Below are 26,969 nucleotides of genomic sequence, written 5' to 3'. Positions count from 1 at the left end.
ACAGAAAAGTGAAATACAATCGCAGAATTCATACACATTCACAGCCATCCCATTCCCCCTTATAATGGAGTATGGCCGGGCTTTTCAAACGACAATGCCCAGCAAAGAATGAAGAATGGATTTATAATGTTACCGCATCTGTCCACGGCACTCCATGCTTTTGTTTATACGGCCCGTTTGGGAAGCTTTGCTGCAGCCGCACGGGCCATTGGTGTTTCCCCTGCCGCCGTTGGACAAGCCATCCGCAGATTGGAAGACGATTACGGGGTCAAATTATTCACACGCACCACGAGAAAAATGGCCCTCACCCTGGAAGGTGAATTGCTTCTGGACCGTGTGCGGCAACCCTTGGCCGAGCTGGAACAAGTGGGCCATGTAATCCAGGAAAGCCGGGGCATTGCATCCGGGGCCTTGCGCATTGCAGCCCCCACGGAATTTGGCCGCAAAAAACTTGTGCCACTGGTTGCCGACTTCAACAAGCGCCATCCGCTTGTGACCATCGAACTGGATATTTCCGACAGTATCCGCAGCTTCATTGACGATCAGGTGGATGTGGCCTTCCGGCTGGCAACAGAACTGAGCGATACATCCATGGTGGCCCGTCCGCTTCTGGATATGACATTGGTCACTCTGGCGGCGCCCAGCTATTTTGAAGCCCATGGTGTGCCCCAAACGCCCGATGATCTGGAGCATCATCAATGTATCAATTACCGGCTAACGGACAGCCGCGCGCTTTATGCCTGGGCCTTTCGGATAAACGATACCGTTCGCCGCATCACCCCCCATGCCCATTTCATCGCCAATGAAGCGGATGCGGTGATTGCTGCGGGTCTTGCAGGATTGGGGCTTTTTCAAGCGCCCATCCATTTCGTGCAGCAACAATTACGAGATGGGTCTCTTGTCCCCGTTCTGGTCGATTACCGGGCAACCATCCACACGCTTTATGTTTGTTATCCGGGGCGGAAAAACCTGCCTTTAAGGGTGCGATCCTTCATCGATTTCACATTGGAAGAATCGCACCGCGGCCGGTTTATGCTGGATCATGATCCTTGCCTTTTGCAGCAAGAAAAAACCGATCACAGTCTGGATAGCAAGGCAGGCGCCATGCCCAAAACACCCCCCATATCCTAGGCCTTGAGCTTGATCGGCAAATCCCGCACGCGAAGACCCGTCGCATGGAAAATGGCATTCGCAATGGCCGGAGCAACCACGATTACACCCGGCTCCCCCAAGCCCGAAGGCATGTGATCATTCTGTATGAATTCGATATCCAATTCGGGCACCTGATCCATGCGCAGCGGAGAATATGTATCCAGATTGCGATCTGAAACCATGCCATTTTCAATGGCCGTGCTTTCATAAAGCGCCATAGACAGGCCCCAAAGGGTCGAGCCTTCCATCTGCGCCAATGCCCCATCGGGATGCACCACGGTCCCCACATCCACAACAGATGTAAGCCGTTTCACACGCACATCCCCTTTGTCTTGATCCACCGCCACATGGGCGATACAGGCAACCCATGTGGGCATGCCCCGCTCCTGCCCGAAACAGGTGGCAACGCCCATGCCCTCGCCTTTAGGCAGCGCATCGCGCTTCGCCCATCCGGCTTTTTCCGCCGCCCGCGCCAACACAGCCTTCAACCGCAAAGCCCCACCTGTACTGGCTGGTGCTTCGCCCGCATTGCGGCCCTTACCATCAAGCAAGGCAAGCCGGAAGGCCACCGGATCTTTCCCGGCCGCATGGGCCAGTTCATCCATGTGCTGCTCAACGGCCCAACCGATCCATCCCGGCCCCACAGAGCGCAGCCAGCCGGGCAAAAAGGTTTCCTGCGCCACCGTATTTTTGATGGCACGCACCCGTTGATTGGGGATGGAATACCAATGGTCGGACCCACTGATGGAAAAGCTGTCAGCCTTTCCCCCGCCTTCCACTTTTTCCGCCAGAAATCCCGGAGCCATAGAGGCTGTGGGCCATCCCGCCGCCGCCGCATGATCATAAGCAATCGGCATACCATTGGCATCCAGCGCACTTCTGACTTTCTGCACCGAAGGCGAGCGCACACAATCAAAGCCCGTATCATCGGATCGGGTGAAGATCATCTTCACCGGCTTCTTGATGGCTTTCGCCGTAAGGGCGGCGGGAATCATATAATCCCCATAAAGCCGCCGGCCAAACCCACCGCCCAGATAATATTGGTGAAGGGTGATGCGGCTTTCCTCCACCGCCAGTGCCTGCGCCAGAACCGGCAAGATCAGGGATTGCCACTGATTGCCCGAATGAATGTGCCAATGGCCGTCTTTTTCAAAAGCCAGCGCATTCACCGGTTCCAATTGAAAATGCAGAACCGAATGGGTTCGGTAGGTGGTTTCAACAATTTTATCGGCAGATTGGAAGGCGGCATCCACATCGCCTTCCTGTACCCACAAGGCCCCGGCCCGGGCATCATTCACAAGGCGTTCGCCTTCTGCCAAAATCCCGGCCTCATCCATAGTGGCCCGTGGCCCGGCCTGCCAATCGACCTTCAAGGCATCGGCGGCTTTAATGGCTGCGTGAGTGCTGTCGGCCACCACGGCAAGCCAGCCTTGGCAAACACCGGACGGGTCCTCTAAAGCCACGGTCTGGCGGTATCCCTTCACTGCTTTGGCGGCGCGTTCATCTACCGAAAGAACCTTTGAACCATAGCGGGTGGGCGGCAAAACAGGTCGAGCATACAGCATGCCTTCTACCTGCGCATCCAACCCATAGCGCGCCTCGCCCGTGGTTTTTGTGGGGATGTCCAGCGCCTTTACAGCGCCCCCCAATACCCGCCGCGCAGAGGCCGGCTTCAAGCCAAGAGCCGCCAGCTCTTTGTCCGTGAACGTCCGGTCTATTTTCCCTGCAGCGACAATCTCGCCATAGCTGACAGAAACATCGCCACACATCACCATACTATTGCGGGCACGGCACTGGTCCGGCGCCACACCAAGCATCTGTGCACCGGCTTCCAAAAGGGCGATGCGACCGGCGGCCCCTGCACGCGACAATTGATCGAAACTGGTGTGAACAGACCATGACCCGCCGGTAACCATATAGCCCCATTTGGGATCGCTATCCACATGAACGATCTCGATATCGGCCCAATCCGCTTCCAGTTCCTCGGCCACCACACGGGCCAAAGCGGTTCCCACATGCTGCCCCATTTCCGCCTTGGCGATATTCACGAGAATACGGCCATCAGGGCCAATCTGGAACCAGATGCTCGGCTCATAAGCCCCTGCCCCCAATGTCCGCGCCGCCCCCAAGGCCGTGTGGTTGACGGCAAAAGCCATCATCAAACCACCGGCAACGGAGCCCACCAGAAATTGCCGACGGGTGGCGGCCATCACAGCATCGGGCGTGCTTTTTGTTTTAGTCATGGTTTTGGCCCCCGGTTTGGATTTGGCCACCAGTTTGGATTTGGGCAGCGCGTTTGATGGCTTTTCTGATCCGGATATAGGCCATACAGCGACATAGATTTCCGCTCATATAGTTGTCGATGTCATCGTCGGTGGGGTTTTCCACCTCATCAAGCAATTGAGCGGCCTGCATGATCTGCCCCGATTGACAATAACCGCACTGCGGCACCTGTTCTTCCACCCAGGCCTGCTGCAAGGGATGTTCGCCCGTTTCCGACAAGCCCTCGATGGTGGTGATCTCGGCCCCTTCAAGATCGGACAACTGTGTCACGCAAGATCGAATGGCAATGCCATCTTGATGGACAGTGCAGGCGCCGCATTGGGCGATGCCGCAGCCGAATTTGGTGCCCATAAGGCCAAGCTTATCACGCAAAACCCACAAAAACGGCGTGTCGTCCGGCGCATCCACCGTGACAGATTGTCCATTGACCGTGAAGTGAACCACCGCGTCCTCCCGCTTGTTTGTTAAAGGGCAAATCGTTCCTGATCTTTTATAAAACGGTCAGAAGTTTACAAGGATCAACATCCAAAAGCATCCTTGCATATCAATATAAGGCGATGAACAAGCCCTGCTAACGCACCACATCAGAAGAGGTCGTTTGTCGCCCATACGCCACTGCTTATGTTTCGGCTCTCGCTGATATGTCCAGTCCGCGATACACGCGATTTTATAAGCAGGCGGTTTTATGCGTACCAAACAATTGACATGTCTTTTTGCCCTTGGCTGCGGTTTTCTTTCCATAAGCCCCGCCTTGGCCACCAATGGATATTTCCAAAATGGATATGGGGCGAAAACAAAAGCGCTGGGCGGAGCCGGTGTGGCCGCGGGGCAAGATGCCCTCACTCTGGCCCTCAATCCCGCAGGGCTGACAAAGCTCGACAATGGTTTGGATCTTGGGTTTTCCATGTTCAGCCCCCACCGCGCGGTAACGGCCACAGGCGGCGGCGATTTCGGCTTTCCTCCGGACGGACGGGTAGAAAGCGGCAATGAACTGTTCGTCATTCCGCATTTTGGTGTCTCTTACCGGTTGGATGATAAAAACAGCGTGGGCTTTGCCATTTACGGAAATGGTGGCATGAACACGGAATTTCCTGCCTTTGATCGACAATGCCCGGACCCCGCCTCCGGTGCTGTCGGGCCGGGCTCGGGATTGTTTTGCGCCGGAGCCGCCGGCGTGGATCTGATCCAGCTTTTCTTTGCCCCCGGCTATGCCCATCAAGTGACCGACCGGATTTCCATTGGCATCAGCCCGATTTTTTCCGTCCAGCGCTTTGAAGCAGAGGGCATCGGATCATTTGCCGCCCTTTCCAGCGCACCGGACCGTTTGTCCAATCAAAGCGCCGATTATGCCTTTGGCGCGGGCTTTCGCCTTGGGGCGCAAATGGCGCTGACCGACAGGCTGGAGTTTGGCATCTCCTATGTCAGCCGCATTTATATGGACAAATTTGAAAAATTCAGCGGCTTGTTTGCAGATCAAGGAGGGTTTGATATCCCTCCGGCCTTAACGGCAGGTCTTGCCTTTAAAGCGAGCGACCATCTAACGCTCTATGGGGATTATCAACGCATCTGGTATTCCAATATCCGGTCCATCGGCAATCCGTTTGCCAGCACACAGCCCCTTGGCGCACAAGACGGGCCGGGATTTGGCTGGCGCGATGTGGACGTGGCCCGCTTTGGCGCGGAATGGACCATAAACGACCAATGGGCCTTGCGTGCAGGCTATGCCTATAATGACCAGCCTGTTCAGCCTTCGGAAGTGCTGTTCAATATCCTCGCCCCCGGAGTTGTCCGCCATCATGTGACTGCGGGACTATCACGCACATTGTTCGGCTCTGTCACCGGACATCTGGGTGGTATGTATGCGCCGGAATCATCTGTCAGCGGCGCCAATCCGCTGAACCCCGCGCAACAGATCCGGCTGGACATGCATCAGTTTGAACTGACAGCCGGCATCACCATCGGCTTTTGAGGCGGCTCTGCTTGGGAACAGGCCCTTTATAGGGCCTTTCCCATACGCAAAAGCGGCACTGACATGCCATCAACACCGCCCGCGAGGGGCGACTGGACTTTCTCGATCACCTGATAGCCGCAGCGTTCATAAAGCGGCACCCCTGCAAGGGTGGCCATCATTTCCGCCCTTTTGAACCCTGCCGCCCGTGCGGCATCTTCCGAAGCCTTCAAAATCGCCCGCCCCACCCCGCGCCGCGTGAAATCGGGATGGGTGTACATGGCACGGATTTTTGCCGCGTCACAGGATAGATCAAGCCTGCCACGATCGCGCAAATCTTTGCTGTGGTCGCCGCCATAAAGGGTTTTACGAAAGCTCCAGCCGCCACAGCCCGCCAAAGCTCCGTTCCACAGCACGACAAAATAGGTTTCATCCCGGATAAGCTGGGTATCGATCCCCATAATGGCGCGGCTGGCGGCGATCTGCTGTGCGTTAAGAAAGCCTTTTTGCAGTTCGTTAATGGCCCGGTCCATCAGATCTGTCAGAGGCTCCAAATCGGCCATGGTGGCCAAGCGGATTGTCAACATAACCTTCTGTCCCTCGACTGCTGATATCAGCCTTGTTGTGCGTGTGCCACGGCACTTTCGATCGATGCCTCATAGCGCACATGCGGGGGTCTCAAGCCATGGCGGGAAAGCTCTCGCCGCACCTCTGGCGCCGCGCCCGCAAGAAACACCGCGATATTGCGCTTTTGCGCCTTATGGGCCAATAGCTCGATAACATTGGCCGCCGTTGCATCGGCAAAGGGGACGGCGGAAAAATCAATGATCAAGGCTTTATGCTGGTCATTGATACGGTCAAGAACCGAACCAACCGAGGCCGCAGCCCCAAAGAAAAACGCGCCGGATATGCGGTAAATCACAATATCGGGGACATTCATCCGTTTTTCATCATAGGGCTGCCGCGCGCCTTCATCATCATCTGCCCTGTCTTCGGCAACGAAGGGAACGGCGGTTTCCACCTTGGTGATTTGCGACATGCGGTGGATGAACAGCACAGACCCCAAAGCAAAGCCTACAATGATCGCCTCGGTCAGGTCGCGGAAAATGGTCAGCCCAAATGTGGCCAAAAGCACCAATGCATCCCCGCGTGAAGCCCGAAGCAATGTCGCAAAGGCTGGTTTTTCCACCATATTCCACGCAACAATGGCCAACACGCCCGCAAGGCTGGCCAAGGGAATAAACGCAGCCAAGGGCGCGGCAACCAAAATAAAGCCGAGCAAAAACACCGCATGTAGCATGCCGGCAACCGGGCCATGCGCCCCTGCCCGCACATTGGTTGCGGTGCGTGCAATGGTGCCCGTTACGCAAATACCGCCGAACAAAGCCGATCCCATATTCGCAACGCCCTGCGCCACCAATTCACAATTAGAGCGATGCCGCCGCCCTGTCATGCCATCGGCCACAACGGCAGACAACAGCGATTCAATCGCCCCCAAAAGTGTAAAAGCCACAGCGCTGGGGAAAACAGCCTGGACTTTCTCCATGCTGAAATTGGGCAGATGCGGCAGGGGAAAGCTGGTCGGAATCCCGCCAAATTTCGAGCCAATGGTTTCCACCGGCAATCCGGCCACTGCAGCGATGATGGCGGCGCTGGCCACAGCGATCAACATGCCCGGCAGATGCGGATTCAGGCGTTTCAACCCTTGGATCGCAAGGATGGTCGCCCCCGCCAGAACCATCGATGCCGGGCTGGCGCTGGGCAAAGCCTCAACCAAAACCGGCAATTTCTCCAATAAGGGCCCCGGCTCGGGCATTGATAGGCTCAGCCCGAAAATATCCTTGATCTGGCTTGCGAAAATGATCACCGCAATGCCCGCCGTAAAGCCGACAGTCACCGGATAGGGCACAAATTTGACATAGGTTCCAAGGCGGAAGAAGCCGGCCAGCATCAGCATGGCACCAGACATCATGGTGGCCAGCAACAAGCCCTCCATCCCGTGGGTATGGGCCGTGGCCGCCACCAACACGATAAACGCCCCGGCAGGCCCGCCGATTTGAAAGCGGCTTCCCCCCAAAAGCGACACCAGAAAGCCCCCCACAATGGCGGTGTACAAGCCTTGAGCCGGCGTTGCGCCGGAAGCAATGGCGATGGCCATGGACAAAGGCAAGGCGACAACGGCCACCGTCAACCCTGCGATGGCATCGGCCCGCAAATGGGACAAGCTATAGCCATCCTTCAAAACCGTAACCAGCTTGGGTGTGAATTGCGGAATGAAGCTGGGTTTCCCCGATTTTTGAGCGGTAGAATCTGTGGTCATCAGGCGTCTCCTTCTCTTGAATTCAGGCGAACGCCCCGCCCTCCCGATGCACTGACCATGCCTTCAGCGATCAGTTCAATGCCCGATGCTTCAAGGGCTTCCACAACTTTGCTCAGAGAATCCACAACGCCGCGCACCAAGCCTTCGCTGGCCTCCATCCGTTGGATGGTGGGCACGGAAAGCCCGGCCCGCACCGCCAGTTCTTTTTGGTCAATGCCCAACAAAGCCCGCGCGGCCCGCATCTGCGCCGAAGTTATCATTTCACACCCGTATTACTGTTAATATGGTAGAAATGATATATAAAACATCATTATAGAAAGATAAACAGGCAATTTGCCGCATTGCACCATATGCGGCGATCCACAGGGCAATCTTCGGCAGATAAGGCTAAATGCTCGAAAAACAGATTCTGGCCTTGCCCCCCCCTTAATCTTAACGACCTCAATCAGACCGATGACCGGCTGTAGGGCAATCTTACCCTCAACCCTAGGTGCAGTGATATTAAAAAGCCATTAGGCCTTTCGGCACCCTCCCACGCAGTCTGGCTGGGTGTGGCGTGCCTTGATGCCGCCATCGGGAAATCGTTTTGTTAATGCTGGCTGGAAGAAATTCTGCTGGCGCAAAGCGAAGCGTAATTAAGGACAATTCAGCGGGAAGCTGTCGCATCGTCCCCGCATTTCATTGATCCCATCAAGATAATGACGAAGAGACAGTCCGCCTCCGTCTCACAGAACGTCAAAATAACTCAAGTAAAACAATAATTTACGAATCAACGTTGTCAGATTGGTGGACAACAATTTGGACAAGAGTTTTTGCGAGTTATCACAACAGAACAGTCCAATTTCCTGAAATAAAAACCGCCGCCCCGAAAGCCATCGGAGTGACGGCAGGATCTGCAAAGCTCGTGCAACGGTTAGCGTTCACATAGCGGACCATTTTTGACGCCTGCGGGTCCGGTGTGGTGACCGCGCTGGCATGACGTAAGTTACTCTAGTATAAAGATCGAGTGTCTACCTTCAGGCTCTGGCTGTCGTCGATCGCGTATTCGTAAAACGTCGGACTGGGGTTGCGCTAGGCGGAACGCAGCGAGTTTGTTCAATGTCTTCAAAAATCACATGGCATCTATTGCGACAACTGCGCAATGTGTGGGTCCGCGTCGCCTCTTTTGCAGTGTTGGCGATTGTGACGGCAGGCGTTTCCCAATTGGTTGCGCCTCTTATTCCCTCCGCATGGACAGTGAAGATCGGCGCCGATTCAGTGGATCAGGTCCTTAATATCGTCGCATCCTCGATGCTTGCCGTGACAACCTTCTCGTTGGCGATTGCCATCTCCGCTTTTTCGGCGGCCGCCAGCACGGCGACACCGAGGGCGACGGCACTTCTTCAGGAAGACCCAACCGCACAGAATGTTCTTGCTACTTTCCTGGGCGCGTTCTTGTTCAGTTTGGTTGGTATCATCGCGCTCCAAGCGGGGTATTACGACAGCGCTGGTCGCCTCGTCCTGTTCGTGGCAACCGCCTCAGTGATCGCGCTGGTCGTCTTGGCGCTGCTGCGGTGGATCAGCCACCTGATGACCTTCGGCAGAATGGGCGACACATTGGATAGGGTGGAAGCGGCTGCCATCACATCCCTCGAGAACCGGCTCAACAATCCGTTTCTCGGGGGGCGACCAATTACTGCCGGAATCCCGAACACCTGCCTTCCCGTGCTTTCCAGAGAGGCCGGATATGTTCTGCATGTCGATGTCGGCAAACTCGACTCTGTTGCCGAGAGTTTGAAGATCAAGGTTTGGCTCAATGCCTTGCCCGGATCATTCGTGCACCAGGCAGGCCCGCTATTGCATGTAGAGCGAGAAATAAACGACGATGAAGCGCTGCAGAAGCTTAGGACTGCATTTACAATCGGGGCGGAACGTAGCTTCGAGCAGGACCCACGTTTCGGATTGATTGTGATTTCTGAAATCGCCTCCCGCGCGCTGTCGCCAGCGGTGAACGATCCCGGGACGGCCATCAGCGTCGTTGGACGGTTGGTGCGGATCCTGGCCCGCTGGAAAGAAAACCCGGATGCGAAAATTGACCATCGGTCGGTGTTTGTGCCGGGAGTAATGCCTGCCGACGTAATCGTCGATGCTTTCCGGCCCATCGTCCGGGACGGTGCGTCCTCGGTAGAGGTCCAACTTCGTGTCCAGAAGGCGTTGAATGCGCTTGCGAAAATCGCGCCCTGCGTGTTCGCGGATCCGGCCTCCGACATGGCCGCGGATGCCCTGTCAAGGGCTCAGAACGCCTTGACCGAGAGCGAGTACCGGCTTCTTCAACAGGTTTCTGCGGTCAAGTTGAGACGGGACGCGCGGCATGAGCCATCATGACGTCAACCGGCCCGCCATGGTGCCAGCTTGTTTATCGTAACTTTACCGGTTTATCAAAGCTGCATACAAAAACCTACATGCGATTTCTGGTCCTCCTCGCAGTTATCCCAAAAGGGATCAAAATAACGAAGAACGGAAATTAGTACGGGATTGGGAATTCTTGGCGCGATCATTATCGGGGGACTCGCGGGGTGGATCGCCATGCCGTAAACGGTCGCTTGGGGATGTTGTGCTGCGCTGGCATCCCGATCAACGCGCTTACCGCGCGTTCGGTCTATGTTACCACCGATATCGTTCGGAATACGTGTTTGGTTTTGGCGGGGTTTGGACGAGGATCGCCCAAACTGAGACTGAGGGCCATTCTGAGCCCACAGTCGACGTGGCGGCGCATCTATGAGGTTCAGTCGGTTTCCGCAAACCCCTTTGAAAACACAAAAAAATCAGTGCCCGTCAGGGCAGTGTCACTGGTTCGCAATGGTAATAATGGCGGAGGGAGTGGACCCGGCATCCAACCCTCTCCAAGTAGTTGCGTGCTATTGTTGCGTACTGGTGCGAAGAGCGGTGTAGGTGTCTCTTGAAGCCCCCTTTTCGTCAATCGCCAAGTAGTGCCCGAAGGTCTTTCATCAGCAAGAAGAGATGGCAGGGGTCGGTGGGGCTGGGCTCGAAGTCGAAGCCTTCGTCCTAGGCACGAGCCTCGTCATTTTTGGCCTGGATGATGTAGGGAGCGCCCGATTTCCGTTTGGCCAATGCAAGAATGCTTCGCTATCCTTCTCCCATGGAGAAGATCGGGGGCTCTTTTCGGCTCAGTGCCAGCGATCTCGTCGGCTATCTGAATTGCCGCCATTTGACCGCACTTGACCGCGCGGTCGCTGAAGGAACGCGCGCGAAGCCCAAGGTCTGGGACCCGCTGCTCGAGATTCTCCGGGAGCGGGGCGCGATCCACGAACAGAAGTACGTCGATCACTTGGCGAATGCGGGCCTGAAAGTCGTTAGAATCGACGGCATTGATGTGACCGACTCCGGGATTGCCGAGACATCGGTCGCCATGAAAGACGGGGCGGAAGTGATCGTGCAGGGCGCGCTGGCGCATGACGGCTGGGCAGGCCGCGCCGACATTTTGCGCCGCGTTGAGACCCCGAGCGCTCTCGGTGCGTGGTCCTATGAAGCGATCGATACGAAGCTCGCGCGGGAGACCAAGGCGGGTACGGTGCTCCAGCTCTGTCTTTACTCGGACCTGCTCCACGCAGTCCAGGGGGTAGCGCCGGAATGGATGTACGTGGTCGTGCCGTGGTCGGATTTCGAACCCCAATGCTATCGCTTCGCCGATTACGGGGCCTATTACCGGCAGGTGAAGACCGGCCTCGCGGCGAGCCTTGCCGCGGGCGATGGGGAACGGACCTACCCCGATCCCATCGCGCACTGCGATATCTGCAGGTGGCGCGAGGATTGCGAGAAGCGCCGGCGTGATGACGATCATATTTGCCTCGTCGCCGGTATCTCTAAACTCCAGATTAACGAGCTGAAGGCGCATGGCGTCGCGACGCTGCAGGACCTCGCTGCAATGTCACTCCCGCTCGCATGGAAGCCGGGTCGTGGTTCGCCCGAGGCGCTCATTCGCGTGTGCGAGCAGGCACGAATTCAGTACGAGGCGCGCGCGTCCGGCGCGCGCAAATTCGAGCTGATGCCGGTGGAGCACGGCTTCGGCCTGACGCGCTTGCCTGCGCCCTCCGAAGGCGACATCTTCCTTGATTTGGAAGGCGATCCCTTTGTCGGCGAGCATGGCCTCGAGTATCTCTTCGGCTATCTGTTCGCGGGCGCAGATGGTGAGACTACCTACCGGGGCGAATGGGCCTTCACCCGCGCCGATGAAAAGCAGGCGTTCGAGCGCTTCGTCGATTTCGTGATGGCCCGCTGGGAAGTCTTCCCCGATCTGCACATCTACCATTATGCGCCCTATGAGCCGGCGGCGCTGAAGCGCCTGATGGGCCACTATGCAAGCCGGGAAGACGAGATCGACCGGATGCTCCGGGCAACGCTGTTCGTCGATCTGTACCAGGTCGTCCGGCACGCCGTGCGCGCAAGCGTGGAAAGCTATTCCATCAAGCAGCTCGAATCGTTTTTCGGCTTTGAGCGCGAAACACCGCTGACTGAGGCCAATGTCGCGCTCGCCGCGCTTCAAGCCAACCTGGAACTGGGTGATCCGACTTCGATTCCCGACGAGAGCAAGGAAGCAGTGCGGGCTTATAATCGCGATGACTGCGCTGCCGCAGCCGGCTTGCGCGACTGGCTGGAGAAACTGCGCGGCGAATTGGTCGCCGGCGGAACCGATGTGCCCCGCCCCGAACCGGGCGAAGGGGCGCCGAACGAAAAGATCAGTGCATGGCTCGCACTGATCGGGCCATTGTTTGAAAAGCTCACCGCCGATATTCCGCCCGACCATGAAGAGCGCAATGACGATCAGCAGGCCCGCTGGATTCTGGCCAACCTGCTCGACTACCACCGGCGCGAGGAAAAATCGGTCTGGTGAGAACTCTTTCGCCTGTCCGACCTGTCAGCCGAAGACCTGCTGGATGAACGCGCCGGGCTCTCAGGCCTGACCTATATCGGTGATGCCGGCGGCACGGCGAAGGCCCCGATCCACCGCTACAGCTTTCCGCCGCAGGAAACCGAGCTGCGCGGCGGTGAAGACCTGCACAATCTCGGCGGAGCGAAACTTGGTCAGATCGCAGCCCTGTCGCTCGATGATTGCACGGTGGACATCAAAAAGCGGCGCGACGGCGCCGACATCCATCCTCAGGCCGTCTTCGCCCATAAGTTCGTGGGTAAGGACGTCATCAAGAACGCCTTGGTGCGCATTGCGCAGCATGTCGTGGATCACGGCCTTGGCGGCGACGGGCCGTACCAGGCCGCGCGCGATCTGCTGCTAAGACTGCCGCCGCGGGTCGATGGACAGGCGCTGCATCATGAAGGCGAAACCACCGTCGATGCCGCCGTGCGCCTATGCGCGTATTTGGAAGGCGGCGTGCTGCCGATCCAGGGGCCGCCCGGCGCGGGCAAGACCTTTACCGGAGCGCACATGATCTGCGAGCTGGTTCGGCTCGGCAAGACAGTCGGCATTACGGCGAACAGCCACAAGGTCATCCGCAACTTGATCGACGAGGTGATCAAGCTCGCCGACGAACAGGGCATCGATCTGCATTGCTGCCAGAAACCCGACGAGATCGAAGAGCCGCAGCCCCGACTGTGTTTCACGAAACGAAGCAAAGACCTCGACGCTGCGCTCGGGACCACGGCGCAAGTCGGCGGCGGTACGGCGTGGCACTGGGCTCGCGAAGAGGCGGCCGGGAGCGTTGATGTGCTGTTTGTGGACGAGGCGGCGCAGATGTCCTTGGCTGATGTGGTGGCCGTATCGCAAGCAGCGAAGACGCTGGTGCTGATCGGCGATCCGCAGCAGCTCGACCAGCCGCGGCAAGGTTCTCACCCGGACGGCACGGATGTCTCGGCGCTCGATCATATCCTCGCCGGCGAGCAGACTATCCCGCCGGACAAGGGCCTGTTCCTCGAGGAGAGCTGGCGGCTGCACCCGGCAGTCTGCGCCTACACCTCCGAGCTGTTCTACGAAGGCAAGCTCCGCTCGAAGCCTGGCCTTGAAGTTCAGGTGATCAAGGGTGCGGCATCGCCGGTCAGCGGCGCCGGGCTGCGCTTCCTCCCGGTCGCGCATCACGGCAACCAGAACAGCTCCCCCGAGGAGGCGGAAGCGGTCGCCGCGCTCGTGACTTGCATCCTCGAAAGCAAGGCGACCTGGGTTGACCGTGACGGGATCGAAAAGCCGGTGACGCGGCATGATATCGTCATCATCACGCCCTACAACGCGCAGGTCTTCGAAATCCAGGAGCGCCTGCCCGGCGCGCGGGTCGGCACAGTCGATAAATTCCAGGGACAGCAGGCACCGATTGCGATTTACTCGACCGCGACCTCAAGCCATGCCGACGCCCCGCGCGTCATGGAGTTTCTCTACAGCCTGAACCGGCTCAACGTGGCGACTTCGCGCGCCAAATGCATCTCGATCCTTGTCAGTTCGCCGGCGATTTTCGAAGCCGAATGCCGGACACCGCGCCAAATACAGCTTGCCAACGCCTTCTGCCGGTATCTGGAGCTGGCTAAGCCGATTGGTGGGGGAGATCGCGGACCCAGCACAATCGCCGGCACCGCATGAATAACGATTCCTCTCGGAGCCCGCCAGGCCGGCCGACATAGCGCCGGCTGCGTGACCTGCAGATAAGCCGCCGGTCACGATGTCGAGGGCGTGCCGGTGCCATTGGCAATGTTTCGCACCGGCACGTCGTGCCTCAGTGTCGATTTGCGCCTCGACGGCGGAATCGCCATGGGGTAAAAGCTTATCAAGCTGTCTCGGTCGAGGTGACGTTGCACACGCCCCAAAGAAAGACGCCACTCCCCAAGGAGTAATGATAAAGCAAAAGATTGATGTCGAACCCGGAGGGAAATAGAAAATGGCGACAGCGGATCATGTCAAGGCCCTGATCCGAAGTCACGCCGAGGGCGACGACGAGCGTTTTTACGCAATTGCAATGCAAGTCGCCGCCCAGGCTGCCAGACAGGGGCACACGAAGTTCGCCCAGGAACTTCGCAACTTGGTCGATCAGGCGAAGCTTCGTGCGAAAGCAGAGCCTTCGGGGCAGCGGACGAAGCCTGTTCCGATTATTCAGCCGCGCGGGGAACTCGCCGGGCTTCTTAGCGCGGCTTTCCCGAAAAGCCGCATAGCGGATATGGCACTGGACGATGCGCTCCGCGCTCGGATCGATCGTATCCTCCTCGAACAGCGGCAGCGCGAGACCATTCGCGCGCATGGCATGTCGCCGCTCCGCAAGTTGCTCCTGGTCGGACCGCCGGGCACCGGCAAGACTACGACCGCTGCGGCGCTGGCCGGCGAATTGAGCACCCCTCTCTTCACGATCCAGCTTGACGGGTTGATCACGAAATATCTGGGCGAAACCGCGGCCAAGCTCCGCCTGATTTTCGAGGCGATTCAGCAGACCAGGGCGGTGTATCTGTTTGATGAATTTGATGCGCTTGGGGGCGAACGCGCGGCCAGGAACGAGGTGGGAGAGATACGGCGCGTTCTGAACTCGTTCCTCCAGTTTCTCGAACAGGACGACTCAGACAGCATCATCGTCGCCGCCACCAATCATCCGCAAATCCTCGACCGGGCGCTGTTTCGGAGGTTCGATTCCGTCATCGAATATCGTCTGCCGTCGGAGAACGTCGCCGAGGAGGTGATGCGCGCCCGGCTTTCGCTTCTCGACGCCTCGGAGGTCAATTGGAGTGAAGCCCTCGATGCTGCTAAGGGATTGAGCCATTCGGATATCACGCGCGCGTGCGAGCACGCGGCCAAGAATGCCATTCTGCAACACCACACGCGCATCGATACGGCCGAGCTCGTAGAAGCTCTGATCGAACGACGCGCCGCCCACCAATAGTTTTCGGGGGAGCTGACCGATGCCGGCCCCGCGAAATCGCAAACACCTCCTCGTTCGGGCGGCGCCTTCCTCTGAGGTGTACAGGCCGCACGATCGAAAGATTCCGCCGCCAATTATTCCTGCTCCTCCGGACCGGCGGCGTCATGCCGCGGCTCTTCGCGATGCATTGACAGCGGCCCAGCAAGAAGGCGAAGCAAACCGTGAAGCCGCAGACATCGCCGTGCACGGCGCCGAGCCAGGCCTCTATGTCGAGTTTGAAAGCCCGCCAGACGTCGATCTCAAGCTCGAATCTCTTGAGGACCGGCGCCGCGGCATTGAGCTGGTGGCCGTTCGTCGATCTCCAGCCGCACCCGACGAGCCCACCACCCAACTCGCCACGGTATTCGTGCCGGACGGTGCCCTGAAGCATTTTTTCGATCGCTTCCGGCAGTATACGGAAGAAAGAACCAAGAAAGACCAGCCCCGCCACAAGGATATGGTGGACCGCATTGCCGCCCTACGAAAGGCAACCCTGCAAGCGCTGTGGACCGACGACGCCGAAGCCTATCCCGACGATGATGATGCAATCTGGTGGGAGGTCTGGCTCCGCCGACATGACGGAAATGAGCTCCAGCGGCTCTTGGAATTTGCAGGACAGGCTGGTCTCGATGTTGGCGAACGTCGGCTGGGTTTCGATGATCGAATCGTGATCCTCGTGCGGGGCACGGCCAGCCAGATCTCAGCGTCACTGGATGTGCTCAACGATCTTGCGGAGGTTCGCAAAGCCAAGGAAAGCGCCGCATTCTTTGTCGATGTGTCACCCGAGGAACAAGCGGAGTGGCTTGACGATTTCAGACAACGGATAATTCCCGCCGCCAAAAATGCGCCGACAGTCTGCATCCTCGATACCGGCGTCACGCGTGCGCACCCCCTGCTCGTGGATCATATTGCAGCTGCCGACGCGATGGCGGTGGACCCGGCCTGGGGTGGACATGATGACGGCGGCGGCCCGGGCAACATGGGGCACGGAACCGAAATGGCCGGCCTTGCCGCTTTCGGCGACTTGGCACCTCACCTCGCCTCCCGGGCGCCCGTACAGATGCGGCATCGTCTTGAGTCGGTGAAAATCCTTCCGCCCAGAGGGGCCAATCCTCCCGAGCTCTATGGGGCAATCACGGCGCAGGCGGTCACACGCCCCGAGATCAACGCGCCTCAGCGCCCTCGTATCTTCTCGATGGCGGTGACGGCGACGGACGAGCGCGACCGTGGTCAGCCAACATCATGGTCTGCTGCCGTTGATGCACTTGCGGCGGGGCGCACCTTCGATCCGGCCACCCAAGGCCTCATCTATCTGGACGAGGCCGACGAAGGCGCACGCCGGCTATTCATATTGAGTGCGGGAAACGTCGCTCCTGACCATTTGCAGGATGACCACCTCGGTCGCAGCGATGTGGAGGCCGTGCACGACCCGGCCCACGCCTGGAACGCGCTGACCGTGGGGGCTTTCACCGAGAAGTCCGCCATCGGCGACCCCGCCTTGAACGGTTGGTCACCCTTGGCACCGCCCGGCGATCTGTCGCCGTGGAGCACGACGTCCGTCACGTTTCAGGAGCGCTGGCCAATCAAGCCAGATGTCGTTTGCGAAGGTGGTAACGTCGCCACGGATGGAGGGTCGTTCGACAATGCTGTCCCCGATCTCTGCCTCTTGTCGACCTATTATCAACCAAACCAGAAGGCGTTCGTCCTGTCGTGGGCGACGAGTGCGGCGACCGCACAAGTTGCCCGTATTGCCGCAATTATAAGGGCGGATTACCCGGAGTACTGGCCTGAGACCGTGCGGGCACTGGTCGTTCATTCCGCCGTATGGACAAGAGCCATGCAGGCCCACCTGCGCGGTGCAGGGGGAAAGCGTGCACGGGCAAAACTGGTCCGTCGCTACGGCTTCGGTGTGCCACACCTCGATCGTGCACTGCGCAGTGCAAACGATGCCCTGACCCTGGTCGCGCAGGCAACCATCCGGCCCTTTTCCGAAGGTAAGATGCGGGAGATGCACGTCCATGAACTCCCATGGCCCAAGGAAGTCCTGGAAGAGCTGGGTCAGACTCCGGTCCGCCTTCGTGTAACCTTGTCGTATTTCATCGAGCCCAATCCGGGGCGCCGCGGGTGGAAAAAGCGTCATCGATATGCTTCGCATGGTTTGCGGTTCGATCTGAAGACCCCGACCGAGTCGATCGACGAATTCCGCAAGCGCCTCAACCAACGAGCGCTCGACGAGGATGAAGACAGGCCGGACACTGGCGACACGGCTGGTTGGTTCCTCGGCGAAATGGCGCGCAACAAGGGCTCGATCCACTCCGATTTATGGGTCGGAACGGCCGCAGATCTGGCGGAACGAGGCGTGGTAGGGATTTACCCTGTCTCCGGATGGTGGAAGGACCAGCCCAAGCGCGACCGCAGCAAATTCGGTGCGCGCTATGCGCTGATTGTCGCGATAGAGACTGAGGCGGAAGGCGTGGATATATGGACGCCCGTGGCGCAGGAGATCGGCGTTCCTGTTGAGGAAGCGGTTATCGAAATTTGACGGCGGGGCACAAGCCCTGCGCCGGCTTAACGTTCGACCAGCCCGGTGACGCAGGGACAAACGTTACCGCGAACTCCCGTTGCGGCGGAGAGATTGCTGTGTTGATCCGCATTTCTACCGCCTTCAAGCCTCGAATGCAGCTGAGACATCTCGATATTGGCGCCGCGCGACTTCAAGGCTCCGCCATCCTGGCACGTGTGCCGTCATCAGTGCCTTGAACAGGCGGCCGTGGCTGGGCACCCGCAAATGCAGGAGTTCATGCACAATCACGAAATCCTGGAATTCCGGGTCCTGACCGGCCAGATCGTCGGCAAGCGTGACGATGCCGCTGGTCGAGCACGAACCCCATTTCCGCGTCATGCACTGCACGCGTACGATCCGGGGTTCGGCTTTGAGCCGCTCAGACCAGTACTCGACGCGTTGACGAAGGTGTTCGCGCCGATCTTCACGCGTTCGCATCGTGATCGCCATCGAGCAGGATCGCGAGGACGGTATCGACTACACGGCCTCGCTCCTCTTTGCCGAGCCCCAGCAGCGGGCGGTAGAGCGCAGCCCGAAGCTTGCGGCGCTCATCGTCGTTGACCCTCGCATTGGGGAAGCGAACGATCTGCGTTTCCGCCTCCTGGGCCAGTTCCATTGCCGAAACGCCCGCTTTTTGAAGGGCCTCGTCGTCTTTCAAGGCCCAGTAGACCCCGAACGCCCGCGTCGACAGCCCGCTATCCTTCGCGGCCTTGATCGCCTCTTCCTTTTCCTTTGCCAGCGCGGCCAGCATGTCCATGGCGGCGAGGCCGGTGGTGTTCCGGTTCTCCAGATCCTTCAGGATCCTCTCCGCACGGTCCTTCAGGGATTGCAGGACCGGAGCGGTGTCGGCCTCGTCCTCGATCTCCTTCTGGAGCCCGCGCACGAGGTTGAACACCTTGCCCTCGTCCGACCCCCGCTCGCCGCGCAGCCCTTCGAGAGTCTTGACATCGAAGGTGACCGTCTTGGTCAGCCGGCCGAGGCCCTCCTGCGTCGCGCTCTCCTCGACCAGGCGGCGAGTTTTGTAGGCGAGGTCGGCGACGTAGCCGACATGGTCCGCATAGGCGTTCCGCACGGCGGCATAGAGCTGCGCCAACCGCTTGAAGGTCGTGATGTAATCGCGCAGTTCGGGCGAAGGCGAAAGGATTTCCCACAAGGCTTCGATCTCCTTGTAGGCCTCGAAAAACGCCTTGCGCGGCTCGGGATCGAGGAAGCGGCCATAGATCAGCCTCTCCAGCTTCTCGTCGGCGCTGCCCTCATCGCCGGCGTCGAGGTAATCGTCCTTGGCTTTTTCGATCTTGCCGAGGAAATCCTTGAGAAGGAGGTCCAGATCCTCGATCACGCCGCTGACGTCGGAGCTGTCGAACTGCAACGCCTTCTTCAGCTCTCGCAGCACGCCGACGAAATCGACAACGAGACCGACGCGCTTCTGCACGCCATTGGCGTCGACATAAGGCCGGTTCACGCGGGCGATGGCCTGGAGCAGCACATGATCCCGCATCGGCTTGTCGAGATACATGCAATAGAGCAGCGGTGCGTCGTAGCCGGTGAGCAGCTTGTCGGTGACGATGAGGATCTTCGGGGCCTCGTTCGGTTTCTTGAACAGCAAGCGCACATCGGCCTCGCGCTCGGGCGAGAGCTGAACCTCGGCCACCAGCGGGCGGTCGACGATGTCCGCCGCGTTCTCGGTGTAGACGGCCTCTGACCATTCAGGTGGCAGCAGCTTGTCGAGCGCCCGCTTGTATTTGGCGCAGGCCTCGCGGTTCACGCCGACCAGAAACGCCTTGTAGCCGAGCGGCAGCACGTTTTCCTTGAAGTGCTCGGCGACAAAGGCGGCGACCTTCTCGATGCGGTCGTCAGCGGTGAGGAAGGTGCGCAGGCCGACCGCGCGGTCGAGCACCTTGTTCAGTTCCTCGACATCCGTCACGCCCTCGGCGGCGGCGAGCTCGAAGAATTCCTTGTCCAGCCGTTCGGCCGGCACTGTCATCTCGCTCGGCGCCATGGTGTGGCGGATGGGCAGCGTGGTCTCGTCCTCGATCGACTCGCAAATCGAGTATTTGTCGAGATAGCCCTGCTCGTCCTCGGTGCCGAAGATCTTGAAGGTGCCTTCGCCCTGCGCCGTCTTGGCGATCGGCGTGCCGGTGAAGCCGATGATGGTCGCGTTCGGCACGGCCGCCATCATGTAGGTGCCGAGGTCCCTGGCGACGGAGCGGTGCGCCTCGTCTATGAAGACGTAGATGTTCTCGCGGGTGTTGGCGTCCTTGTCGATGCCCTCGAACTTGTGGATCATCGAGATGATCAGGCCGCGCTTGTCGGTCTTGAGCAGCTCCTGCACCTCGGCCTTGGAGTTGGCCCGCCAGACCGGGATGTCCTGGCTCTGCATCTCGCCGAGCAATTTCTCGACCCAGCCCTTGAGCTGACCCTCGAGCTCGGTGCGGTCCACCACCAGGATGACGGTGGCGTTCTGGAACCGCGCCTTGTCTTCCAGGATCAGCTTCGCGGCGGTGAGCAAGGTGAAGGTCTTGCCCGAGCCCTGCGTGTGCCAGACGAGGCCGCGCTTCTTGGCCTTGTCCTCGCAGCGCGCAACGATCTTGTCGATGGCGATGCGCTGGTGCTGGCGCAGGATGGATTTGCGGGTCTCGCCGTCCTCGACATAGAACAGGATCCAGTCGCGGAGCGTACGCAGGAAGTCGGTGGGCTCGAAGAACGCCTGCACCGCGAACTTGTAGGTCTCTTCGGGCTGCTGCTTCCAGCGGGCCATGAAGCGGCGATTGGCGTTCCAGGTCACGCCGTACCAGTAATCCAGCAGATGGGTGACGTTGAAGAGCTGGGGCGCGCCGATCAGCTCTGGCGTCTCCTTCTCATAGCGCTTGAGCTGGGTCACGCCCCGGTCGATGGCGCCGCCATCCTTGGGGTTCTTGTGTTCGACGATGCACACGGGCACGCCGTTGATGACGAACATCACATCCGCCCGGTTGCCCTTGCGCGCCGGCGGCTTCAGCTTCCATTCCCAGGTGACGTGAAAGACATTCTCGCCCGGCGTCTCGAAGTCGATGAGCTGAACATGGCGGTGGCGCTTCTCACTCTCGTCGTACCATTGCCGCTCGCCCCGCAGCCAAGACAGAACCTCGCGGTTGCCCTCGATGGTGGGCGGGATCGCCTCCAGTTTCTCGATCACCTGGCGGATGGCATCGGCCGTCATCCACGGATTGAATTTGGCCAGCGCCGCCTCCAGCTCGTCGCGCAGCATCATGCCCGCCTCGCCGCCGCGCTTCTGCTTGGCGACCTCGGGCGTGATCGGCGTCCAGCCGATGCTGGCGGCGTGGGCCACCATCGGGAACTGGACGGTGCCGGCCTCGCTGATCGAGAGATCGGTCATGGCGACACCTCCCGCGTGCCCGCCAGAGGCGCTGACAGACGATATAACATGTTGAAATATAATGATTTCCATTCGATGGCAGCACTCGCTGCCGAAGCCCTGCGGGCACATTTCCTTTGACTTTTGGGGCCAAAATGCATATATGGATCGTGGGATCGGGAATGCCCGATCGGCGGGCGTCGTCTGGTAATACCGGAGGCGCTCGTTTTCATTAGGGAAACACCTTCAGGCCCTTCACCCTGCCGGCCGCATAGAAATGGCCCTCGATCGCGGAGAAGGCGCGATTGGGTTGGTTGGGTTTGATGATCCTACGCGCGATCGGATGGGCGCACAGATCCGCCAACTGAATCCCTGCGATATTGTCGTGCTTGCGGCGGAACGCCAGCGGGCACACGAGGCGGCGGAACCGTTCCGCTTCATTGTAATAGGTCCCCCGTGTCATCAGGCGGTGAAAGCTGGCGCGCAATTCATTGTCTTCATTCTTGCCGCGCGCTTCGGCGATCACCGGCAAGTCGGTGGCGCGATTGGCCTCCATGAAATGGAGTATCCGCTCGAAACTATATTCCAGCGCGACGTTATAGGGGTTCGCGGCCTCGTCTCCATACCGCTTCAAATGCGCATCCTTCCGGATCACCGTGGCGAACAGCGTGAAGGGCAAACTTTCCATCAGCGCCGTCAATTCGTCCATGAAACGCTCACGCACTTCCGCGTTCTGGAGGATGGAAAAAGGCCCCTCGGCTTTACGGATATCCCGGCTATGGAGATTGACGCCTTCATGAGGGAAGTAGCGCAGCTTGAACGCCGCGATTTCCGGGACGATCCTCCGCGCATACACCTCGCGCTCGACGATGAGCGTGCACAGCACGAAGACGGGAAGCTGCGGGTTGATCTTGACGAGCGAATGGTCGCCGCATTCGTCGAAGAAGGCGATGAAACGGGAATTGGCGATGCCGGCATCGATCATGCCGCCACCTCCGCAACCGGCTTCGCATCCGGCGCCGAGAGGTCGAGGTCGGCGACGCGGATCTCGCCGGTCATCAGCTTGTGCAAGAGCGCCTTGAAAAGCTCGTCGAGCACGGCGCGCTTGCGGCGGTGCAGGTCGATCTTCCGATCGATGGCGTCGAGGATGGCGACGATCTCATCAGCTTCGGTGGGATCTGCGGGGCAAGGCACCATGAACGTCTCGATATCATTCAGGTTCAAAGTCATCGTCCCGTGCGCCGACGGCACAATTCTCGCCAGCAACCGATCCTTGTGGACATAGATTGCGGAGCGAAGGAACTTGCCGCTGAATTTCCCACGCGACACGAGAGCCTTGATGTCCTGGTTGAAGGCCATGGGGCGAGTAATGACCGCGACCGGGAGATCCTTCGCCAGACCCATTCCTCGCACCAGGACGAGAACTGTCCCGGCAGGAGCCAATCGACTGCCTGCCTCGACCCCTTCGGCAGACACATGGTCAATTGCATCGTCAAGCGTGGGCGCCTTCAGGTCTTTCCCCGAAACCCACGGAATCTCTCCGTTCCAGTACTCAGGAACAGACTTCCGTGGTGTGCCGCCGCTCCGGATATCGCAAAGATCGAGGAGCGAGCGAAGTTCCCAGCTCTCCGGCACCAGGCCGATCTCGGTTTCCTTCTGCGCCTCGCCGCGCAGGCCCTTGGTGAACAGCGCCCGCATCGCCGCGCGCTTGAGGTCCTGGGCTGTTCTTTCGCAGTACCCCTCAGCTGTAATCGCTCTGTGAAGCGTCTCGAGCCCGTCCGCGACGGCCTTCTGTTCGACTTGCGAAAGGTCCGGGATGGCAAGGTCGAGCAGGACATGCTCCGGGACCCGTTTGCGCCCAGTCGATCCTTCCATCCGTTCCGCAACGTAGTGCCTGACGTCGGGGTGGAGGAGGTAGAAGAACAGGAATCGAGGATCGTGGCGGTCCGAGATCGGATGAAGCGGGATCACCTCGGTCGTCGCATAGCCGAATGGCGCGGGCAGTTCCTGTATCAGAGCCTGCTTTCCGTTCTCGAATGACGGCGTGATCTTGCCTACAAGGACATCGCCGCGCTCGAAGTAAGTGCCGCTGGCGATGGCATCGCCCGGCTTCATGACGAAATCGGGCGAGTAGGCCCCGCCCTGAGGAATAGCCTCCATCGCGGCAAAGGGGACCGTCGCAAACTTGGTACGGTCCAGGCCCCGCGGCTTTTTGGTCACCGCATAGCCGTCACCGACCTTCGTCCAACCACGGCCTTCTCCAAGATCGGCATCAAGCAGGCTCATCGACGACCCCCGCTAGCATCTTGGAAATCATGGCCGAAAGCTGATGCGCCTCATTGTCGAGTTTGCCGAGTTCGCGGACCAGCTCACTTACCGAGCCGACTTCCACAGAGCTGGATTCGCCTACCCACCGGCTCGGGCTCAGGTTATAATCCGCCTCTGCCGCCTGCTCGCGGGTAATCACGGCGATCTCGCCGTCAACCGGCTCGCCCTTCAGGTAGGCGGCGGCCAGCGGGCGGATGTCCTCCTCGGGGATGAAGTTCTTCGGCCGCCCCTTCTGCACGCAGCGCGAGGCGTTCATCAGCACGATCTTGCCCTTACGGTCGGCGGGCTTCGATTTGCGCAACACCACGATCACGCCGGCGGCCGTGGTGTTGTAAAACAGGTTGTCGGGCAGCAGAATCACGCCGTCGATCAGATCGTGCTCGACGAACCACTTGCGGATGTTGCGTTCCTTGTCCTCGTTCTTGCTCCCTGAGCCGCGCGTCACCGCCCCGGTGTCGAGCACCACCGCTGCCCGGCCGCGATCGTTCAGACAGGCGAGCGTGTGCTGGAGCCAGGCCCAATCGCCCTTGCCGGTGGTGGCGCCGCCAGCCGTTCGGAACCGGTCGAACGGATCATCGGCGAAGATGTCCGGGTTGAACGGCTGGTTCCACATCGGATTGGCGACGACAATGTCGTAGGTGCGGATCTTGCTGTCCGCCGTCTTGAACTTCGGATTGATCATCGTGTCGCCGCGCGCCATTTCGACGCTCATGTCGTGGATGATTGCATTCATCTGGGCGACGGCGTAGCTCTCGGCGGTCAGCTCCTGGCCGTAGAGCTTGAGGGGAACCTTGCTGGTGGGGTCGAGCTCGCGCGCGACGAGTTGGAGCTTCACGAGGAGCCCCGCCGAGCCGCAGGCATAGTCGTGGCATTCTTCGCCGGGCTTCGGGCGCATGATGTGCGCCATCAGGAATCCCACCTCGGTCGGCGTGAAGAACTCCCCGGCGCTCTGGCCCGAGCCTTCCGCGAACTTCCGCAGCAGATACTCGTAGGCGCGGCCGAGGAAATCAGGCTGCACGTCGGCGAGGCCGAGGCGATAGCGCGGATCGGAGAAGGTCTCGACCACCTCGCGCAGCTTGGCCGGATTGATGTCTCGCTCGCCGTTCCGCTCGGCGGCGAAGTCTACCACGTCGATGACACCGGACAGGGACGGGTTATGACGAACAACCGCGCGCACCGCCCTGGTCAGGTGCTCGCCAATGTCCCTCGGGCGCGTGGGGCGACCCTGTTCGTCGCTGGGCCATTCATAGGGTTGCCGGCCGCTGATCACCGCCCAGCGCGCTTCCGGCGGCAGGTAGAAGCGCAGGAGAGCGTGGTCCTCCTCCGCGATCTCCAGCGCCGTTTCGCGGTCGCCATATTCCTCCGCCAGCCGCGCGATCTCGTCGTCGAAGACATCTGACAGGCGCTTGAGGAAGAGGAGCGGCAGCAGGTAGTCCTTGAACTTGGCCGCGTCCTTCTCGCCGCGGATCGAGCAGGCCGCATCCCACAGCATCTGCTCCATGGATTTCGTGGAGGGCGTGGCGGAGCGCGTGCCGGTGCGGCGGCGGGTCACTTTCGCTGCCGCCTCGGTCGAATCCGCGCTAGACTCTTCCATGTCGACGCCAGCCTCGTTGGCAAGAGCGGCGATGGTCGCGCGCGCGGCTTTCTGCGGCATGTTGGCGCCGCCCTCCCAGCGGTTGACGGTCGCGAACGACACGCCGAGCCGCTCGGCGAGCTGCTCCTGCGTCAGGTTGAGGTTGGCGCGGATGGCGCGAAGGATGGAGGGGATGTCCTGTCTTTTTGTCATGTTTGCTATATCTGTTATATTTGATTTATCGTCAAGCCGGATCCGAATGCCCCCAGATCGGCGCATTGAGGCGGGACGAACGGGAGGAAACGGGAAAAGATGAGATTGGTTCGCCGAAAGTGCTTCATTTCATACCACCATGCTGATCAAGCGTGGGTTGATCAATTCTTGAATACCTTCGATCATGGTCGAAATCTCTTCATCGCGCGCGGGCTGGGGCAGACGATGGCGCAAGACATCATCGATAGCACGAATCCCGATTACGTCATGCGGCGCATCCGGGAACTATACATCTCGGACTCCACCGTCACCTTGGTGATGCTCGGCAGGTGCACATGGGCACGGCGCTATGTCGACTGGGAAATCCAGGCGTCCCTGCGAGCGCCACAAGGCGGATTACCCAACGGGCTGCTCGCCATCAAACTACCGACCTTTCCCGAGAACGGCATATTTCCCGAACGTCTAAACACAAACCTTCTGAGTCTCGAAAAGAAGAATGCGGGATATGACTGCTATGCTCGTTGGTTGTCGTATCCGCAATCTTCGGATGCGCTGTGGGCCGCGATTGAGGAGGCCTTTCAGCACCGCAGGACGCACGCTCGATGGATCGACAATCCCCGAGACCGCTTTGGCTACAACCGGCAATGTGGGTGAACCGATGGACACCATAGAACAATCGAATATCGACCTCTTGTCCGTCCGATTTCTGTCGGATTGGTCGCTCGCAATCCAAGTCAGTGTCTGGGTCGTCGGTGCGCTTCTGGTCCCGGTCGCGATCTATGCCATTTGGCGATGGATTTCCGGTGGATCGAGCTGGAAGGAATTCGAGATCGATCAGGCCGAGATTGGCACGGGCACCGGGAAACTCCGGCTCAAGCCCAATATGACCGATCGACAAGTCGCCTATGCGATCTGGGTGGAACTCAGCACACGGAAGATCGGCTTGCCCATCGATTTCGAGCATGACGTGATCGCCGAAATCTACAACAGCTGGCACGATTTCTTCGGCGTCACCCGGGAGCTCGTGAAATCAATCCCGGTCAACAAGGTACGCCACAAAAGCACGCAGAAGATCATCAAGCTGTCGATAGAAGTCCTGAACGAGGGGCTGCGACCCCATTTGACGACATGGCAGGCACGCTTTCGGCGGTGGTACGAGAACGAATTGGAAAAGAAGGACGGCGATCTGGTGATCGACCCGCAGGAAATACAACAAAAATTCCCAAAGTACGATGAGTTGAAGGCCGACATGGAGCAGGTCAATCGGCGCCTGATTAGCTATCGAGAAAACATGCGTCGCTTGGTCATGACGGAGTGAGAGGGTGATAGATCGGTAATCGGTCAACGTGACCTT

19 protein-coding genes are annotated in these 26,969 nt (G+C 59.3%); 9 read left to right on the top strand and 10 right to left on the bottom strand.

The window, feature by feature from the left end:
* Positions 1 to 126: 126 nt before the first annotated feature.
* Positions 127 to 1,131, top strand: a complete 1,005-nt coding sequence (locus IEX96_RS09175) for a LysR family transcriptional regulator (protein WP_188873817.1) — start codon at positions 127 to 129, stop codon at positions 1,129 to 1,131.
* On the opposite strand, the gene IEX96_RS09170 is transcribed toward IEX96_RS09175, so the two are convergent.
* Together IEX96_RS09170 and IEX96_RS09165 are read right to left on the bottom strand one after the other, a co-directional pair.
* The gene (locus tag IEX96_RS09170; RefSeq protein ID WP_188873816.1) at positions 1,128 to 3,395 is read right to left on the bottom strand and encodes a xanthine dehydrogenase family protein molybdopterin-binding subunit; all 2,268 of its coding nucleotides are present in this window, start codon (positions 3,393 to 3,395) and stop codon (positions 1,128 to 1,130) included. The two genes, IEX96_RS09175 and IEX96_RS09170, sit on opposite strands and share 4 nt — an antisense overlap.
* Positions 3,388 to 3,879, bottom strand: coding sequence for a (2Fe-2S)-binding protein (locus IEX96_RS09165; RefSeq protein ID WP_150005175.1), 492 nt, complete (start codon positions 3,877 to 3,879; stop codon positions 3,388 to 3,390). The genes IEX96_RS09170 and IEX96_RS09165 overlap by 8 nt, the downstream gene beginning before the upstream one ends.
* 241 nt (positions 3,880 to 4,120) lie before the next feature.
* On the opposite strand from IEX96_RS09165, the gene IEX96_RS09160 reads away from it, so the two are divergent.
* Positions 4,121 to 5,404, top strand: a complete 1,284-nt coding sequence (locus IEX96_RS09160; protein WP_188873815.1) for an OmpP1/FadL family transporter — start codon at positions 4,121 to 4,123, stop codon at positions 5,402 to 5,404.
* A gap of 26 nt (positions 5,405 to 5,430) precedes the next feature.
* Here IEX96_RS09160 and IEX96_RS09155 read toward each other — a convergent pair whose 3' ends face one another.
* The 3 genes from IEX96_RS09155 to IEX96_RS09145 are packed head-to-tail and all read right to left on the bottom strand — an operon-like array spanning position 5,431 to position 7,963.
* A complete protein-coding gene (locus tag IEX96_RS09155; protein ID WP_150005177.1) occupies positions 5,431 to 5,970 on the bottom strand; it encodes a GNAT family N-acetyltransferase in 540 nt (179 codons plus the stop codon).
* Positions 5,971 to 5,996: 26 nt separating this feature from the next.
* A complete protein-coding gene (locus tag IEX96_RS09150; RefSeq protein ID WP_188873814.1) occupies positions 5,997 to 7,703 on the bottom strand; it encodes a SulP family inorganic anion transporter in 1,707 nt (568 codons plus the stop codon).
* Positions 7,703 to 7,963: a helix-turn-helix domain-containing protein gene (locus IEX96_RS09145; RefSeq protein WP_149999546.1), complete on the bottom strand. Its 261-nt coding sequence runs from the start codon at positions 7,961 to 7,963 to the stop codon at positions 7,703 to 7,705. The genes IEX96_RS09150 and IEX96_RS09145 overlap by 1 nt, the downstream gene beginning before the upstream one ends.
* Before the next feature lie 838 nt (positions 7,964 to 8,801).
* On the opposite strand from IEX96_RS09145, the gene IEX96_RS09140 reads away from it, so the two are divergent.
* From IEX96_RS09140 to IEX96_RS09125, 5 genes are all read left to right on the top strand, one after another.
* A complete protein-coding gene (locus IEX96_RS09140) occupies positions 8,802 to 10,067 on the top strand; it encodes a DUF2254 domain-containing protein (RefSeq protein WP_150005179.1) in 1,266 nt (421 codons plus the stop codon).
* Positions 10,068 to 10,821: 754 nt separating this feature from the next.
* Positions 10,822 to 12,594, top strand: a complete 1,773-nt coding sequence (locus IEX96_RS14055) for a TM0106 family RecB-like putative nuclease (protein WP_229773636.1) — start codon at positions 10,822 to 10,824, stop codon at positions 12,592 to 12,594.
* A 225-nt stretch (positions 12,595 to 12,819) separates the two neighbouring features.
* Positions 12,820 to 14,283 (top strand): DEAD/DEAH box helicase, encoded by a 1,464-nt coding sequence (locus IEX96_RS14050; RefSeq protein ID WP_229773635.1) that lies wholly within the window; start codon positions 12,820 to 12,822, stop codon positions 14,281 to 14,283.
* A gap of 295 nt (positions 14,284 to 14,578) precedes the next feature.
* A complete protein-coding gene (locus IEX96_RS09130; protein WP_188873813.1) occupies positions 14,579 to 15,565 on the top strand; it encodes an AAA family ATPase in 987 nt (328 codons plus the stop codon).
* Positions 15,566 to 15,584: 19 nt separating this feature from the next.
* Positions 15,585 to 18,125, top strand: a complete 2,541-nt coding sequence (locus IEX96_RS09125) for a S8 family peptidase (RefSeq protein ID WP_150005180.1) — start codon at positions 15,585 to 15,587, stop codon at positions 18,123 to 18,125.
* Positions 18,126 to 18,248: 123 nt separating this feature from the next.
* Here the strand turns inward: IEX96_RS09125 and IEX96_RS09120 are convergent, their stop codons facing one another.
* The 5 genes from IEX96_RS09120 to IEX96_RS09100 form a co-directional block, all read right to left on the bottom strand.
* Positions 18,249 to 18,584: a M48 metallopeptidase family protein gene (locus tag IEX96_RS09120; RefSeq protein ID WP_150005181.1), complete on the bottom strand. Its 336-nt coding sequence runs from the start codon at positions 18,582 to 18,584 to the stop codon at positions 18,249 to 18,251.
* Positions 18,571 to 21,522: a type I restriction endonuclease subunit R gene (locus tag IEX96_RS09115; RefSeq protein ID WP_150005182.1), complete on the bottom strand. Its 2,952-nt coding sequence runs from the start codon at positions 21,520 to 21,522 to the stop codon at positions 18,571 to 18,573. Before IEX96_RS09115 ends, IEX96_RS09120 begins: the two co-directional genes overlap by 14 nt.
* Positions 21,523 to 21,733: 211 nt before the next feature.
* Positions 21,734 to 22,486: a DUF3800 domain-containing protein gene (locus IEX96_RS09110; protein ID WP_150005183.1), complete on the bottom strand. Its 753-nt coding sequence runs from the start codon at positions 22,484 to 22,486 to the stop codon at positions 21,734 to 21,736.
* The gene (locus tag IEX96_RS09105) at positions 22,483 to 23,787 is read right to left on the bottom strand and encodes a restriction endonuclease subunit S (RefSeq protein WP_229773634.1); all 1,305 of its coding nucleotides are present in this window, start codon (positions 23,785 to 23,787) and stop codon (positions 22,483 to 22,485) included. The genes IEX96_RS09110 and IEX96_RS09105 overlap by 4 nt, the downstream gene beginning before the upstream one ends.
* A complete protein-coding gene (locus tag IEX96_RS09100) occupies positions 23,774 to 25,615 on the bottom strand; it encodes an N-6 DNA methylase (protein ID WP_150005184.1) in 1,842 nt (613 codons plus the stop codon). The genes IEX96_RS09105 and IEX96_RS09100 overlap by 14 nt, the downstream gene beginning before the upstream one ends.
* A 99-nt stretch (positions 25,616 to 25,714) precedes the next feature.
* On the opposite strand from IEX96_RS09100, the gene IEX96_RS09095 reads away from it, so the two are divergent.
* Together IEX96_RS09095 and IEX96_RS09090 are read left to right on the top strand one after the other, a co-directional pair.
* On the top strand, positions 25,715 to 26,269 hold the full coding sequence (locus IEX96_RS09095) for a TIR domain-containing protein (protein WP_150005185.1): 555 nt from the start codon (positions 25,715 to 25,717) through the stop codon (positions 26,267 to 26,269).
* Positions 26,270 to 26,273: 4 nt separating this feature from the next.
* A complete protein-coding gene (locus tag IEX96_RS09090; RefSeq protein ID WP_150005186.1) occupies positions 26,274 to 26,933 on the top strand; it encodes a hypothetical protein in 660 nt (219 codons plus the stop codon).
* Positions 26,934 to 26,969: the final 36 nt, after the last annotated feature.

Origin of the sequence: Iodidimonas muriae (assembly GCF_014647255.1) — a bacterium.
Classification (GTDB): Bacteria; Pseudomonadota; Alphaproteobacteria; order Sphingomonadales; family Rhodothalassiaceae; genus Iodidimonas; species Iodidimonas muriae.
The sequence above is the reverse complement of the archived record's forward strand: the minus strand, read 5'-3'. Positions and strand labels throughout refer to the sequence as shown.